At 68.5% G+C, this 13,733-nt stretch carries 14 protein-coding genes, 1 tRNA gene and 1 pseudogene; 9 read left to right on the top strand and 7 right to left on the bottom strand.

What is annotated here, in order from left to right:
• Window position 1: 1 nt before the first annotated feature.
• Window positions 2-595, top strand: a complete 594-nt coding sequence (locus DDE10_RS14775) for an ABC-type transport auxiliary lipoprotein family protein (RefSeq protein WP_114953560.1) — start codon at window positions 2-4, stop codon at window positions 593-595.
• A 14-nt stretch (window positions 596-609) separates the two neighbouring features.
• A complete protein-coding gene (locus tag DDE10_RS14770; RefSeq protein WP_114953559.1) occupies window positions 610-1,062 on the top strand; it encodes a hypothetical protein in 453 nt (150 codons plus the stop codon).
• Window positions 1,063-1,065: 3 nt separating this feature from the next.
• On the opposite strand, the gene pepN is transcribed toward DDE10_RS14770, so the two are convergent.
• Window positions 1,066-3,654: an aminopeptidase N gene (pepN, locus tag DDE10_RS14765; RefSeq protein WP_114953558.1), complete on the bottom strand. Its 2,589-nt coding sequence runs from the start codon at window positions 3,652-3,654 to the stop codon at window positions 1,066-1,068.
• A 145-nt stretch (window positions 3,655-3,799) separates the two neighbouring features.
• On the opposite strand from pepN, the gene DDE10_RS14760 reads away from it, so the two are divergent.
• Together DDE10_RS14760 and DDE10_RS14755 are read left to right on the top strand one after the other, a co-directional pair.
• Window positions 3,800-4,270 carry a hypothetical protein gene (locus tag DDE10_RS14760; RefSeq protein WP_114953557.1) on the top strand — a complete coding sequence of 157 codons (471 nt, stop codon included), beginning with the start codon at window positions 3,800-3,802 and terminating at the stop codon, window positions 4,268-4,270.
• Window positions 4,271-4,390: 120 nt separating this feature from the next.
• On the top strand, window positions 4,391-4,663 hold the full coding sequence (locus DDE10_RS14755; RefSeq protein WP_114953556.1) for a GlsB/YeaQ/YmgE family stress response membrane protein: 273 nt from the start codon (window positions 4,391-4,393) through the stop codon (window positions 4,661-4,663).
• A gap of 33 nt (window positions 4,664-4,696) precedes the next feature.
• Here DDE10_RS14755 and DDE10_RS14750 read toward each other — a convergent pair whose 3' ends face one another.
• The 3 genes from DDE10_RS14750 to DDE10_RS14740 form a co-directional block, all read right to left on the bottom strand.
• On the bottom strand, window positions 4,697-5,668 hold the full coding sequence (locus DDE10_RS14750; protein ID WP_114953555.1) for a DMT family transporter: 972 nt from the start codon (window positions 5,666-5,668) through the stop codon (window positions 4,697-4,699).
• On the bottom strand, window positions 5,665-6,669 hold the full coding sequence (locus DDE10_RS14745; protein WP_114953554.1) for a threonine aldolase family protein: 1,005 nt from the start codon (window positions 6,667-6,669) through the stop codon (window positions 5,665-5,667). The genes DDE10_RS14750 and DDE10_RS14745 overlap by 4 nt, the downstream gene beginning before the upstream one ends.
• Window positions 6,670-6,814: 145 nt before the next feature.
• Window positions 6,815-7,297, bottom strand: a complete 483-nt coding sequence (locus DDE10_RS14740) for a hypothetical protein (RefSeq protein ID WP_284734680.1) — start codon at window positions 7,295-7,297, stop codon at window positions 6,815-6,817.
• Between the two features lie 191 nt (window positions 7,298-7,488).
• Here DDE10_RS14740 and DDE10_RS14735 point away from each other — a divergent pair, with 191 nt between their 5' ends.
• Window positions 7,489-8,217, top strand: a complete 729-nt coding sequence (locus DDE10_RS14735) for a response regulator (protein WP_162806638.1) — start codon at window positions 7,489-7,491, stop codon at window positions 8,215-8,217.
• Between the two features lie 10 nt (window positions 8,218-8,227).
• On the opposite strand, the pseudogene DDE10_RS23855 reads toward DDE10_RS14735, so the two are convergent.
• A pseudogene (locus DDE10_RS23855) lies at window positions 8,228-9,190 on the bottom strand (ATP-binding protein); the annotation flags it as partial.
• A gap of 1,152 nt (window positions 9,191-10,342) precedes the next feature.
• On the opposite strand from DDE10_RS23855, the gene DDE10_RS14725 reads away from it, so the two are divergent.
• From DDE10_RS14725 to DDE10_RS23515, 3 genes are all read left to right on the top strand, one after another.
• A complete protein-coding gene (locus tag DDE10_RS14725) occupies window positions 10,343-10,777 on the top strand; it encodes a PilZ domain-containing protein (protein ID WP_114953551.1) in 435 nt (144 codons plus the stop codon).
• Between the two features lie 10 nt (window positions 10,778-10,787).
• Entirely contained in the window at window positions 10,788-11,177 is a 390-nt protein-coding gene (locus tag DDE10_RS14720; RefSeq protein ID WP_114953550.1) for a PilZ domain-containing protein, read from the top strand.
• An 87-nt stretch (window positions 11,178-11,264) separates the two neighbouring features.
• The gene (locus tag DDE10_RS23515; RefSeq protein ID WP_162806636.1) at window positions 11,265-11,435 is read left to right on the top strand and encodes a hypothetical protein; all 171 of its coding nucleotides are present in this window, start codon (window positions 11,265-11,267) and stop codon (window positions 11,433-11,435) included.
• A 34-nt stretch (window positions 11,436-11,469) separates the two neighbouring features.
• Here DDE10_RS23515 and DDE10_RS14715 read toward each other — a convergent pair.
• Window positions 11,470-11,544, bottom strand: a tRNA-Thr gene (locus DDE10_RS14715).
• A 91-nt stretch (window positions 11,545-11,635) separates the two neighbouring features.
• On the opposite strand from DDE10_RS14715, the gene DDE10_RS23850 reads away from it, so the two are divergent.
• Window positions 11,636-11,806, top strand: a complete 171-nt coding sequence (locus DDE10_RS23850) for a hypothetical protein (protein WP_284734679.1) — start codon at window positions 11,636-11,638, stop codon at window positions 11,804-11,806.
• Between the two features lie 26 nt (window positions 11,807-11,832).
• Here DDE10_RS23850 and DDE10_RS14710 read toward each other — a convergent pair whose 3' ends face one another.
• Complete coding sequence (locus DDE10_RS14710) at window positions 11,833-13,632, bottom strand: aminopeptidase P family protein (RefSeq protein WP_114953549.1); 1,800 nt, start codon at window positions 13,630-13,632, stop codon at window positions 11,833-11,835.
• Between the last annotated feature and the right edge of the window lie 101 nt (window positions 13,633-13,733).

Below are 13,733 nucleotides of genomic sequence, written 5' to 3'. Positions count from 1 at the left end.
GATGCGCCTCACCCTCCTCCCCGCTCTTGCAGGCCTGCTCGCCCTCGGCGGCTGCTTCGGCGGCGGCTCGGTGCCGGACCAGCTGTTCACCCTCAGCGCGGCCGAGACCCGTCCCGCCGCCGCGCCGCGCATTGCGGAACCCGGCCAGGCGATCACCGTCGCCGATCCGACCGTGCCGCAGGCGCTGCGCACCCAGCGCGTGCCGGTCTATATCGATGAGACCTCGATCCAATATCTGCAGGACGCGCAGTGGGTCGAGAATCCGGCGGCCTTGTTCGGTCGCCTGGTCGGCGAGGTGATCGCCGCTCGCACCGGCCGGGTGGTTCTCGATACCGCCCAATATACCAATGAGCCGGGAACGGTGCTCACCGGCCAGCTCCAGCGCTTCGGAATCGATCCGACGAGCATGGAAGCGGTGGCGCTCTACGACGTCGCCGTCGCCAATCCGACGGGCGGCATCCGCAGCAACCGCTTCGAGGCGCGGGTGCCGGTGGCGGAGGTGACTCCGCTGGCGGCGGCGCCGGCGCTCAATCAGGCGGCCAACCAGATCGCGGAGCAGGTGGCGGCGTGGGTGGGCGGTACGCCCGCATCCTGACGGCGCCACGCCGCATGCGCGGCTCCGCCTGGTACCTCCTCGGCCTCGCGGCCGCGCCGATCCTCTCGGGTTGCGGCTTCGCCTCGCTCGGCGAGGACGAGCAGCGACAGGTCGCGGACGGCCGCGGCGCCGAGGTCCGGCTGATCGGCACGGAGGTCCGCTTGCCGTCCTCCGCGACGGAGGTGCGGCTCTTCGACAGGCGCTTCCAGGATTCGCTCCAGTGGGTGCGCTTCGAAGCACCCCTCGCCGACGCGCGGCGTTTCGCCGAAGCCGTGATCGGCCGCCCGCTCGTGCTAGGCGAGGATCCCGGCCTCGCGCCTCCCGAAGGCATCGACTGGTGGTTCGCCGCCTATCCGATCGGCGGCGAAGGCGGCTCCCGAAGCGAGTCCCGAACGACGATCGGCCTCGTGCTGCAGCCGCGAGGCGCCCTGGCGACCGTCTGGATGAGGACGGTGATCGTCTCCTGACCTTCAGCCCAGGCTCTTGCTCGCCTGCTCGAACACGTCCTTCGAGAGGCCAGGCGCCGCAACGATCCGCTCGAGCTCGGCCCGCATCAGCTTCGCGCGCGCCTCGTCGAACCGGCGCCAGCGGCCGAGCGGCGGGACCAGGCGGGCCGCGGTCTGGGAATTGAGCTTGTCGGCGGCGAGGATGGTGTCGGCGAGGAAGCGATAGCCCCGGCCCGACGCGTCGTGGAAGGCGCGCTGGTTGGCGGCGAAGGCGCCGACCAGGGAGCGCAGCCGGTTCGGATTGCCGAGGATGAAGTCCGGATGCCGGAACAATGCCTCGACCGCCTCCGGCGTGTCGTCGCGGGTGGAGAGCGCCTGCACGCTGAACCATTTGTCGAGCACCAGCGCATTGCCGCGATAGCGATCGTAGAAGGCGGCAAGGGCCACTTCCCGCTCCGGCGAATCGCCGTTGGCGAGGACGCCGAGCGCGCCCTGACGGTCGGTCATGTTGTCGGCCCGGTCGAACTGCGCCCGGGCGAGCGCGGGGGCATCCTCCGCCCCTGCGGCCGCGATATAGCCGAGCGCGATCGAGCGCAGCCGCCGCGCGCCCTTGGCGGCCGGATTATATTCGTAGCGATTGGCGCCATGAGCGGCGTAGGCGTCCCGCCACAGGGTCTCGAGCCGGTGGCCGAGCTCGGCCCGCAGCGCCTCGCGGCGGCGGTGGATGGCTTCCGGATCGACCCGCTCCATCCGGTCGCCGACGAAGGTCTCGCTCGGCAGCAGCACCGCCTCGGCGACGAAGGCCGGGTCGAGCGACGGATCGGCCAGCGTCCGCCGGACCGCCTCGACCACGGCCTCATGATCGACGCCGCGGCCGGAGATGGCGGCGGTCAGCGTGTCGAGCATGAGCTGCTGCATCGCCTCGTAGCGGGCGAACGGATCGTCGTCCTGCGCCGAAAGGAAGGCGAGGTCGGCGGCGCCACGATCGGTCTCGACGACGACGGGCGCCGAGAAATCGCGATTGATCGACAGGACCGGCCGCTGCGGCGCATCGCCGAGCGGAATCTCCATCCGCGCCTGGTCGAGGATGATCAGCCTCTCGTCGGCCACGTCGCCGCTGTCGCGATCGAGCAGGGCCACCTTGAGCGGGATCGGCATGGGCTGCTTGTCCGATTGGCCCGGAGTGGGCGGCACGATCTGCTCGAGACGCAGCCGTGCCTCCGCGCCGCTCCCGGCCAGGCTCGCCCGGACGGTCGGCGTGCCCGCCTGCGAATACCAGAGGCGGAAGCGCGACAGGTCGACGCCGCTGGCATCCTCCATCGCCTTGACGAAATCCTCGCAGGTCACCGCCTGGCCGTCATGGCGCTCGAAATAGAGGTCGCAACCGGCGCGGAAGCGGTCGGGCCCGAGGATGGTGTGCATCATCCGGATGAGCTCGGCGCCCTTGTTGTAGACGGTTGCGGTGTAGAAGTTGGATATCTCGATATAGGAATCGGGCCGGACCGGGTGGGCGAGCGGCCCCGCATCCTCGGGGAATTGCGCGGCGCGGAGCATGCGCACGTCCTCGATCCGCTTGACCGCCCTGGAGCCCATGTCGGCGCTGAATTGCTGGTCGCGGAAGACGGTGAAGCCCTCCTTGAGCGAGAGCTGGAACCAGTCGCGGCAGGTGACGCGGTTGCCCGACCAGTTGTGGAAATATTCATGGGCGACGACGCCGGCAATGGCATCATAGTCGGCGTCGGTGGCGGTGTCGGGATCGGCGAGAATGTAGCGCGAGTTGAAGATGTTGAGGCCTTTATTCTCCATCGCGCCGAAGTTGAAGTCGGCGACGGCGACGATGTTGAAGACGTCGAGGTCATATTCCCGGCCGAACACCTCCTCGTCCCATTTCATCGACGCCTTGAGCGCCGCCATCGCATGCTCGGTCTTGGCGAGGTCCCCGTCGCGGACCCAGATGCCGAGCTGGACCGACCGGCCGGAGCGGGTGACGAACGTGTCCCGATTGACGACGAGATCGCCGGCGACGAGCGCGAACAGGTAGCAGGGCTTGGGGAAGGGATCGTGCCACTCCGCCCAGTGGGTGCCGGCGGCCGCGTCCTTGCCCTGCGCCACCGGATCGCCATTGGCGAGGAGCACGGGATAAAGCGCCTCGTCGGCGGTCATCCTCACCCGGTAGCGGGAAAGGACGTCCGGCCGGTCGGGGAAGGGCGTGATCCGCCGGAAACCCTCGGCCTCGCACTGGGTGCAGAGCAGGCCGCCGGATTCGTAGAGGCCCATCAGCTGGGTATTGGCGGCGGGGGAGATGGCGACTTCCGTCTCGACGACGGCGCGGTCGCCGTCGATCGGCACCTTCAGAACGTCCTGCTCGAAGCGGTAATTGACCGGTTTGCCGTCGACGACGAGCCGGCGCAGATCGAGATCCTTGGCATCGAGATGGAGCGGCAGCTTGTGCTCGCCATTCCGCTCGACCGTCAGGGCGGCGCGGACGATCGTCCGCGACCCGTCCAGCTCGAACTCAAGCGCAATCTCGGGGACGAGCCATTCGGGGGCTCGATATTCCTCGCGGCGGATGACGGGAGGAGCGGAAAGGTGGCCGGGCCGGATGTCCATCATAGCGAAGGTTTAGGCTCCGCCTCCCCGGCACGCAATGCGAGCCGGCGAGCCGCGATATTGCTGCGCTGCAACAGGTGGCGCAAATCGCACGCTCCGACGAATTTTTCAGGCTTCCTCAAGCTTTTCCTGCTGATAGGCTGACGTCATGAATCGCGTCGACGACCTCCTGATCGAAAAGATCGCCTCGCCCCTCAGCGGCTGGGTGCAGCACCGCCTCGGAATCAGCCAGTGGCGGGCATCCATCGAGTGCCTGAACGGCAGCGTCGCCTTCTACGTCGCCGCCGTGGCGCTCGAGATCGCCGTCAAAGGCCCGTACGATGCCGTGTTCGTCACCCTTCTGCGCGCCGTCGTCTGGCTCATGATCATGGAGCATGTCCGGCGGCTCGCCTACCGCCAGGCGGCCTCGTCGGTCGGCACCCGCACCGCGCGCGTGCGCGAATGGATGTTCCGCACGCTGCTGGTGCTGATGCTGCCGGTAAGCGTCTTCTACGCCGACGGGTGGCACAATCTGTGCTACTCGGCCTCGCTCGCGCTGCTGATCTGCCACCTCTATCTCAAGGCTTCGGACGCGCCGCCGCCGCAGTCGCGGGGCAAGCTCGCCTTCGGACGGCTCTAGCCCCCGTTCATCCCGGCCCGACTTTCCCAATCAGTCCGGCTGCGGAACCAACAGGGCGAGTCGCGCGTCTTGTTGGCGATCCGCGGTCACGGCCGACGGAGAACCATTGGGAGTAGAGCCATGGGTCTTATATTGGCGCTTATCATTGGGGGCATTATCGGCTGGCTGGCCAGCATCGTCATGCGCACCAATGCCCAGCAGGGAATCCTGCTGAACATCGTCGTCGGCATTGTCGGTTCGCTGATCGGCAGCTTCCTGCTCGGCGGCTTCTTCGGGGCCGACGGCAGCATCCTCAACGCCCCGCTCGACGGCGGCACGCTGATCGCCGCCTTCCTCGGCGCGGTCATCCTGCTGGCGATCGTCAATCTCTTCCGCCGGGGCGCCGTCCGCTAAACCGGTTCACATCCAACAAAAGCAAGCCCGCGGTCAGGCCTGATCGCGGGCTTGCTCCGTTTCAGGCGGCGCCGATGCCGCGGCCGCGCGTCTTCCGGCACGAAGGGCGAAATACATGCCGGCGATCGCCACCGCGCCGCCGGCCAGCGCCAGCGGCGTCCAGCGATAGCCTTCCGCTACCGTCGAGATCGCCATGGCGATGATCGGGATCAGCAGGCTCGAATAAGCGGCCGGGCCGGGGCCGACCGCGCGGATCACCGCGAAGTAGAGCGGGAAGGCAAGCGCCGACGCGACCAGCCCCAAATAGACCAGGCCAATCCAGTAGCCCAGCCGCGGCTCGACCATCGGCGGACCCGACCACGCCCAGGCAAAAAGGGCGTTGGCGATCGTGCCATAGACCATCGACCAGGCGATCAGGCTGGCCATCGGCCATGACGCGGCACGGCCGCTCGCCTGCATGACATTGGCCGAAGAGGCGGCGAGCACGGCGAGCAGGCTGAGGCCGATCCCCGCCGCCACCTGACTCGACGGTATCGGGCTCGAGCGCATCTCCTGGACGAACAGCAAGGCGACGCCGACGCAGGCGAGCGCCGAGCCGGCCGCGAAACGCCCGGTCATGCGCTGCTTGAGGAAGAGCCACGCAAGGAGGCTGTTCGGGACCATCAGCAAGGCGAAGACGGTCGCGACGAGGCCGGACGTGACGAAATGCTCGGCCGCATAGACCAGATTGAAATTGGCCGAGAATTGCAGGATCCCGAACGGCGCCGCGAGCAGATGGCCGCGCCGGCCGATCCGCAGGCTCGCGCCGGTCGCCGCGGCGTAAGCGAGCATCGCCGCCGCCCCGATCAGGAAACGGTAGGTGACCGACCAGGCCGAGGGCACGGCTATTCCGCCGGCGCCGCCGATCTGGTCCTTGATGACGATCCAGGTCGAGCTCCAGATCAGGGTGATCAGGATGAAGGGGATGAGGACCCGCGGATCGCGAAATCCTTCCCGCCGGCTCACAGCGCGGCGATGGCGGCGGCCAGGGCGTCGACCGCCCCGGCATCGCTGTCCCAGCTCGTGACCAGGCGCGCCTCGCCCGGGCCCCAATCGTAGAAGTCGAAGCCCTGGGCGCGCAGCGCCGCCGCTTCCTCGGCGGTGACCCGGATGAAGACCTCGTTGGCCTCGACCGGCAGGACGAGCCGGTCCGCGCCGGCGGCTTCGGCGAGGCGCGCCGCTGCGCGGTTGGCGGCGTCGGCATTGCGCAGCCAGACGTCGCCGTCCAGCATGGCGAGCAATTGGGCGGCGAGATAGCGGCCCTTGGACAGCAGGTGGCCGGCGCGCTTGCGGCGATAATAAGTGGCCGCCGCCAGCTCGCGCCGGAAGAAGATCAGCGCCTCCGCGCAAAGGCCGCCATTCTTGACGAAGCCGAAGCTCAAGGCATCGACCCCCGCCTTCCAGGTCAGGTCCGCGGGCGAGCAGCCGAGCCGCGCGACGGCATTGGCAAAGCGGGCGCCGTCGACATGGAAGCCGAGCCCGCGTTCGCGGCACAGGGCGCCGAGCGCTGCCACCTCTTCCGGCGAATAGACCAAGCCATATTCGGTAGCGTTGGTGATCGACAGCGCCGCCGGCTGCACCTGATGGACGTCGTTGCGGATGCCGGCGAGGGCGGCGGCGACCGCGTCGGGAGTCATTTTCGCTCCCGCGCCGTCGACGAGCAGCAGCTTGGCGCCGTGGGTGTAGAATTCCGGGGCGCCGCATTCGTCATTCTGGATGTGGGCGTCGCGGTGGCACAGGATCGAGCCGTGCGGGGGACAGAGCGCGGCGAGCGCGAGGCTGTTCGCCGCGGTGCCGGTGGCGATCCACAGCGCCTCCACCTCGGTTCCGAACAGGCGCGAGAAGGCGTCGTCGAGACGCCGGCTCCAGGCATCGCCGTCATAGGCCGTATCCAGCCGGTTGGCCTGTTCGATCGCCGCGAGCACCTCGGGGCAGGCGGCGGCGGCGTTGTCGGAGAAGAAGCGCATGCGCGCGCCATGTGAAATGCGCGCGCGCCGGTCAATGGGCGCCGACCGGGCGCTGGCTTGAAAGGCCCGGCCGGACAGGAAGAAGGGAGGGGAGCCTCGCTCTCCCCTCCCTTCGCGCTCGCCCTCCGGCAGGAGGGCGGGGCGCTTACTGGCTGCTGACTTCCGAGATGTGCAGCCGCGCGCCTTCGAGGCGGCCGCTGCGATAGGTGCCCACCCAGATCTCGTAACGTCCGCCCTGCGGATCATTGAAGCGGAGCGACGGGTTGAGGCCGTTCACGCCGCCATCGTCGTCGCAATACCAGGAACCGTCGGGACCGTTGACCACCAGGGTCGTGTCGGCGCTCGAGGCGACCGAGATGATCAGAGGATAGTTGCCCGGCGTATAGTTCAGTCGGACGTCGGGCGCGTTGGAGATGAAGCCGCGGCACGAGCTGCTGAGGCCGGAGGCATCGAGTTCGCCGCCGGCGCGCACGGCGACGACCCGCGGATCGGGCGTGAAGCCCGCCCGCAGGTTGACGCTGCCGAAATTGGGGGCGGCGTTGAAGTCCTGCGCCACGGCCGGACCCACGGCGGCGGAGGCGGCGAGCATCGCGGCAGCGGCCAGCGCGCCGCGGTAAAGATGGTTCATTGTCATTCTCCCTGAGAAACCCGTGCGATCGAGCGGCAACGCGGCCGTCCGTTCGACGCCGCCATCATTCCCGAGCCGCGGCGCCCCGTCATTCCCGCTTGTGTCGGATGCCCGCCCCGACAGATGCCGTATTTCCCGTTCCGACATGTGTCGGATGGCCGGGCGCGCGGCGTCCCACTAATCAACAGGCAGTGTCGGACCGTAACCTCATCATACTCATCCTCGAGGATCAGGGGCTGGTTCGCGCCGGGATGCGCGAGCTCATCCAGATCAGCGAGCCGCAGGCGCGCATCCTGGAAGCTTCGAGCTACGAGGAAGCGCTGGTCCGCCTGGAGGAAGCGAGGGTCGACATCGCCTTCCTCGACATCGACCTCAAGGGCGCCCGATCGGGCCTCGACTTCCTGCGTCAGCTTCGCGAGCGCGAGCTCGACACGCGGGCGATCATGCTGTCCGGCCGCTCCGACAAGGATGTCGTCATGGAATGCCTGCGCGAGGGCGCCAGCGGCTATATCGTCAAGGACATGGAGAGCGACGGACTCTTCCGCCGCGCGCTCGACACCGTCTTCCAGGGCAGCGTCTTCCTTCCGGCCAACGTCATCGGCCGCGGCGGCTTCTCCCCGACGCCGCCATCGACCCAGGCCCCGGTGACGGCGGAATCGCTCGGCATAAGCGGGCGGGCGCTGGAGGCGCTCTACTGGGTCTGCCAGGGCCTGCCGAACAAGGCGATCGCCCGCCACATGGGCATCGAGGAAGGGACTGTCAGGAAAGACTATCTTCCGAGGCTGTTCCGGATCTTCAAGGTCGTTCGGCGGACGGAGCTTCTGATCGAGGTGTCGCGGCGGGGGATCCATGTGCCCCGACCGGATTCGGTTCCGCCCGAAGGAGGGGCTCCGGCGCCGGCTCCAGGCATAAGGCACTGATCGCCGAGGCGAGCGCATCCGGCGAGACCGGCTTTCGAAGGACCCGCCCCGAGGCGAGCCAGGCGCTGTCGCCGAGGGCCTGCATCTCCCCGGTCACGACGATGAGGCGGGGAACCCGCTCGAAGGCGGCGGCGACGGTGCGCACGATATCCTCGCCGCTGCGTCCGCCCGGCAGCCGATAATCGGTGATGAGCAGATCCGGCTCGCGCTCGAGGTCGGGAAGCGCGGTCTCGAGCGACGCCAGCGACGCGAAGGCTTCGTGGCGGATACCAAGCGAGTCGAGCAGCGCCACGGTCGAACCGCGCACCAGGGCATCGTCCTCGACGTAGAAGACATAGAGCCCGGACAGGTCCATCGCACCGGGCGGTCGCGTGATCTCTGGACGATGCTGCAGGGCGGATTCGGCCGAGCCATGCGGGATCTCCAGCGAGAAGCGGGTCCCCTCGCCGGCACGCGAGCGCATGTCGAGGCGATGCTCCTTGAGCAAGGTGACGATCGCGTTGACGATCGACAGGCCCAGGCCGACCCCCTTTTCCCGGTCTCTCTCGACATTGTGAAGCTGGACGAACGGGTTGAACACCCTGGCCCAGTCCGATTCGGCGATGCCGAGGCCGTTGTCGACGACGTCCAGGCGCACCCGGTTGGGAAGCGAGACGATGCCGAGGACGATCCCGGCCCGGCTTTCCCGCGACGGATCGCTATACTTGATCGCGTTGGAGAGGAGATTGCCGATCACCCGGCCGAGCAGGTGCCGGTCGCTGTGCACCGGCACGAGGCGGCCTGGCTTCCAGTGGAGCCGGAGCGCCACGCCCCGCTCGGCGGCTCCGAGCCGGAAGGAGGCGGCGACCTCCTCGACGAGCGCGGCGAGGTCGAAGGTGGAATATTCCGCCTCGACGAATCCCGATTCGAGCCTGGAGATGTCGAGGACGGCATTGAAGGAGGTGCGGGTGAGACGCGACGCGTCCTGCGCCATGGCCAGCAGGGAATCGCACTTCGCCCGGTCCCCCGCCTCCAGAGCGTGCCGGGCCGCGCCGAGCAGGTTGGTGAGCGCCTGCATCGGCTGGCGAAGATCGTGCGCGGCGTCGGCGAGGAAGCGCGACTTGGCGATGTTGCGCTGCTCGGCCAGCGCCCTGAGCTCGTCCTTGGCCTTGACCAGCGCCGCCGTCTTCACCTTGGTGTCGCGTTCCGAGGCGGCGAGACGGGCATTGCGGTCCGTCAATTGCCGCTCGCGCGCGAAAGCGGCGCGGGCGGAGCGCTCGAGCTCCACCGCCACGGCGCATCCGATCAGCGAGAAGGAGAAAAGGAAGAGGAGCGCCGCGACATTGTAGTAGGAAAGCGACTTGGTGAGGAACTGGAGGATGTTCTTCGGCGACCCGGTCTCGGTCGTCTCGGTGAAGACCAGGAAGACGAAGCTGGCGAGGAGGCAGGCGCCCGCCATCGCATAGACCAGCCGGCTCTCCAGACGCAGCGGGCCGAACAGGAACAGCAGGATCAGCGGCAGGCAGATGAAGTAGAAGAGATAATTGTAGGGAAAGGGCGTGGCCGTGATCATCGCCAGCGAGAGAAGATAGAGGGAGCCGACGCAGAAGCAGAGCGCGGCGTCGAGCGCCCGCCGCTTCTCCCGCCACAGCATCAGCGAGGCGCCGGCGATGACGATGCAGGCCATCCCGGCCAGGCGCAGCGCGAAGACCTCGTCGAGCGCCGATCGGAAATCCTCGTTGCGATAGCCGTGGAACGAGTCCCAGCCGAAATAGGACAGCCAGATGAGGAGCAGCAGGACGAGGCCGGTCTGCCGCGCATTGGCGGAACGCCGGTCCGAATGGAGGCTGAACTCCGCCTCGACGTCGGGCGCAAAGCGCTCCGGCGGGCGGAACATGGTGACGAGGATCGCGGGGGTAAGCCGCGTCAGCGGCGACCCGTCTCCAGCACGCGCTCCAGTTTCGACTCCAGCCAAGATCCTGCCCCCCGACGCGTACGATAGCGGAGCGGCGCTCCCGGCGAAATCCCGCCTTTCCCGTCTGTTGCCGTTCATCGACCCGCCCATGGACAAGCGGGTCATTGCCGCGGCGTTTACGAATTCTTGGCCGTTCGGCGGTAATACCCTCTCCGGATCGAGGGATAAGGAATGGGCGCTGACAATTTCGTGAATTCAGAGGTGGGCGGCAAGCGCGCGACGAAGCGCGCCCGCGTCCTGCTCGCGGCTAAGCTGCAGACGCCCTACGGGGAGGTGGATTGCCGCCTTCGGGACCTGTCGCGGAAGGGGGCGCTGATCGAATGCGCCGCCTTGCCCGCGGTGGGCAGCGAGGTCACCTTCAGCCGCGGCAGCACCGTCGTACCCGCGCGCGTCGCCTGGGTGGCCGGTGGGCGGATCGGGCTCGAATTCCTGTTCATGATCGACGAGCAGGAGGTGCTCGTCCAGTTGAAGCGGCGCACCGGCGACGGTGGCGGCGGCCGCTTCCGCCGCCCGGGTCTCAACGAGGACCTCTCCGAAAAGGAGCGCAAGATGGCGCTGGCCTGGGGCGTGACGGTCGGCCTCACCCTCCCCGGCGGCGACGGCTGAGGAACGCGTCATGAGTGCCTATGCCGGCAGCTGGACGTCTTCCTCCGAAGGCTCGGCGCTGTCGATCAGCGGCGAGATCTCGACCGACGGCACCTTCGAATCGGCCGGGCCGAAAGGCCGCCGCGCGGAGCGATTGCCGGTGACGTTGGGCGCGGGCCTTCGTCAGCGCGGTGCATCCGGCGTGACGGTCCAGATCGTCGACCTGTCGACCGACGGCTTTCGCGTCGCCACCCACCTCGAGCTCGCCGTCGGGACCGATGTCTGGCTGCGCCTGCCGGGGCTCGAGGCCTGCCATGGCCGCGTGGTCTGGGCGGAAGGCCCGAGCGTCGGCTGCGCCTTCGAACGGCCGCTGCATCCCGCCGTGGTGGACATGATCGTCGCCAAGTCGAATCACCGTTGAGACGACTGGCGGCAGCCTCCGGGCAGGCCGAGTCGAAATCCCACTATTCCTATGTTAAGCAACCCCTGCTGTAGGGGAGGCGACGGCATGGAGTCTGACTATCGTTATTATTCGCGGCGGGCGGCCGAGGAGCAGAGGCTGGCCGCGCGCGCGATCACGACCGAGGCGCGTGAGCGGCACCGCGAGCTTGCCAGCCTTTTCGCCACCAAGGCGGGACAGCGGATGCTGGTCGAGAAGCGGCGGGTCGCCGGAGGCTGAGCGGCCCCTGGGGCGGGACCACCAGCGGCGAAAGTGGTGCTGCCGGTGAGGATTGAACTCACGACCTCAGCCTTACCAAGGATGCGCTCTACCACTGAGCTACGGCAGCACGGCTTTCGCGGAAAGGCGGCGCTAGCCGCAGGGCCGATATGGTGTCAAGGCGGCTTGCGGCAAGGCGGTGCCGATCCTAACCCGGGGAAATGGCAGCGAAGGATGAGGAACGCGAACGGCGGCTGGCTGCGGCGCTGAGGGAGAATCTCCGCCGCCGCAAGGCGCAGGCGCGGGCGATCGCCCCGGCCGGCGCCAAGGCCGGCGAAGAGGCGGCAGCGCGATCCGGTCCCGGCGGCGGGCGCACCGACGACGCCAGCTGAATCGCGGAACGGGCCGCGGCTGGCCCCTAGCCGGCGAGCGGCGCGCAGGCCTCATCGAGCCAAAGGCGTGCGTCACCTTCGAGCTGGGGCCCCACCACCTCGAGCACCTGCGCGTGATAGTCGTCGACCCATTGCCGCTCCTCGGGCGACAGCAGCGCCGGCTCGATCAGGGCGCGGTCGATCGGCGCGAAGGTCAGCGTTTCGAAACCCAGCATTTCCTTCTCGGCGCCCTCGATCGCGGCCGGCACGACCAGCACGAGATTCTCGACCCGGATGCCATATTCGCCGGTCTTGTAATAACCGGGCTCGTTCGAGAGGATCATGCCGGCCCGCAGCGGCTCGTCGCCGCCGGCCTGGCCGCTGCCGACCGGCGAGATACGCTGCGGCCCTTCGTGGACAGCGAGGAAGCTGCCGACGCCGTGGCCGGTGCCGTGGGCATAATCGAGCCCGGCCTGCCAGAGATGCTGCCGGGCGAAGCTGTCGAGCTGGCCGCCGCGCGTCCCGGCCGGGAAGCGGGCGCGGGCGACCGCGATATGGCCCTTGAGGACGCGGGTGAAGCGGTCGCGCATCTCCGCGGTGGGCGCGCCCACCACGACGGTGCGGGTGACGTCGGTGGTGCCGTCCGGATATTGACCGCCGCTATCGACCAGATAGAGCGAGTCCCGCTCGATCGGCCGGTTGGTCTCCTCGGTCACCCGGTAATGGACGATGGCGCCGTTCGGCCCGGCGCCTGAAATGGTGTCGAAGCTGAGGTCGCGAAGATCGCCGCCGTCGCGGCGGAAGCCGTGGAGCCGGTCGGCGGCCTTGAGCTCGTCGAGCTCGCCCTTCGGCGCCTCGACCGACAGCCAGTGGAGGAAGCGCGACAAGGCGGCGCCGTCGCGCGCCTGCGCCGCCTTGTGGCCCGCTATCTCGACGTCGTTCTTGATCGCCTTCGGCAGCACCGCGGGATCGCGGCGGGCGACGACCTTGGCGCCGGCCTGGTCGAGCGCCTCGAAGATCGCCGCCACCGAGCGCTCGGGGTCGACCGCGACCGTCTTGCCGCCGAGTCCGCCGAGCCAGGCCTCGAACTCGTCGCGCTCGTGCAGCCGAACGCCATTGCCGAGATGCTGGCGCACGTCGTCGCCGATCTTCTCGGAAGCGACGAAAAGGTCGGCGGTGCCGTCCTCATGGACGACGGCGAAGGACAAAGCGACCGGCGTATGCTCGACATCCTGGCCGCGGACATTGAAGGTCCAGGCGATCGAATCGAGCGCCGCCAGCACCGCCGCGTCCGCTTTCTCGGCTCGCAGCCAGTCCGCCATCTCCTGGCGCTTGGCGGCCGACGGCTTTCCGGCCAGCGAGTCCGGATGGACGATCAGCCGCGCCCGCGATGGCTCCGGCTTGTCGGCCCAGACGCTGTCGATCGGATTGCGCCCGACGGCGACCAGCTCGGCGCCCTTGTCGGCTAACGCCTCGCGCGCCTTGACCACCCACTCCCGAGTATGGAGCCAGGGATCGTAGCCGATCCGGCCGCCCTGCGGCGCGTGCGCCTTCAGCCAGGCGGCGATGCTCGTCTCCGGGACCGACTGGTAGCTCCAGTGGCGGCCGTCGACCTGCGAACGGACCTGCAGCGTGTAACGGCCGTCGACGAAGATCGCGGCCTCTTCGGGCAGCACCACTGCCGAACCGGCCGAGCCCTGGAAGCCGGTCAGCCACGCCAGGCGCTGGGCATAGCTGCCGACATATTCGCTCATATGCTCGTCGGTGAGCGGCACCACGAATCCGTCGAGACGGTCCGTCCTGAGCTGCTCGCGCAGCGCGGCAAGGCGGTCGGCATAGCTGGACATTGGCAAGTCCTCGAATGGCGTTTATCGCCGCTGATCTAGTCGCCGGAGGCGCGCCGCGCCAGCCTTCGAACCGGGTGGGGAACCAAAATGCGCCTCCTTTC

The organism is Sphingosinicella terrae (genome assembly GCF_003347635.1).
Taxonomy (GTDB): Bacteria; Pseudomonadota; Alphaproteobacteria; order Sphingomonadales; family Sphingomonadaceae; genus Allosphingosinicella; species Allosphingosinicella terrae.
The sequence above is the reverse complement of the archived record's forward strand: the minus strand, read 5'-3'. Positions and strand labels throughout refer to the sequence as shown.

Coding starts and splice junctions, on each gene's coding strand:
- DDE10_RS14775 (WP_114953560.1), top strand. CDS start 2: ATGCGCCTCACCCTCCTCCCCGCTCTTGCAGGCCTGCTCGCCCTCGGC.
- DDE10_RS14770 (WP_114953559.1), top strand. CDS start 610: ATGCGCGGCTCCGCCTGGTACCTCCTCGGCCTCGCGGCCGCGCCGATC.
- pepN (WP_114953558.1), bottom strand. CDS start 3,654: ATGATGGACATCCGGCCCGGCCACCTTTCCGCTCCTCCCGTCATCCGC.
- DDE10_RS14760 (WP_114953557.1), top strand. CDS start 3,800: ATGAATCGCGTCGACGACCTCCTGATCGAAAAGATCGCCTCGCCCCTC.
- DDE10_RS14755 (WP_114953556.1), top strand. CDS start 4,391: ATGGGTCTTATATTGGCGCTTATCATTGGGGGCATTATCGGCTGGCTG.
- DDE10_RS14745 (WP_114953554.1), bottom strand. CDS start 6,669: ATGCGCTTCTTCTCCGACAACGCCGCCGCCGCCTGCCCCGAGGTGCTC.
- DDE10_RS14740 (WP_284734680.1), bottom strand. CDS start 7,297: ATGAACCATCTTTACCGCGGCGCGCTGGCCGCTGCCGCGATGCTCGCC.
- DDE10_RS14725 (WP_114953551.1), top strand. CDS start 10,343: ATGGGCGCTGACAATTTCGTGAATTCAGAGGTGGGCGGCAAGCGCGCG.
- DDE10_RS14720 (WP_114953550.1), top strand. CDS start 10,788: ATGAGTGCCTATGCCGGCAGCTGGACGTCTTCCTCCGAAGGCTCGGCG.
- DDE10_RS23515 (WP_162806636.1), top strand. CDS start 11,265: ATGGAGTCTGACTATCGTTATTATTCGCGGCGGGCGGCCGAGGAGCAG.
- DDE10_RS23850 (WP_284734679.1), top strand. CDS start 11,636: ATGGCAGCGAAGGATGAGGAACGCGAACGGCGGCTGGCTGCGGCGCTG.
- DDE10_RS14710 (WP_114953549.1), bottom strand. CDS start 13,632: ATGTCCAGCTATGCCGACCGCCTTGCCGCGCTGCGCGAGCAGCTCAGG.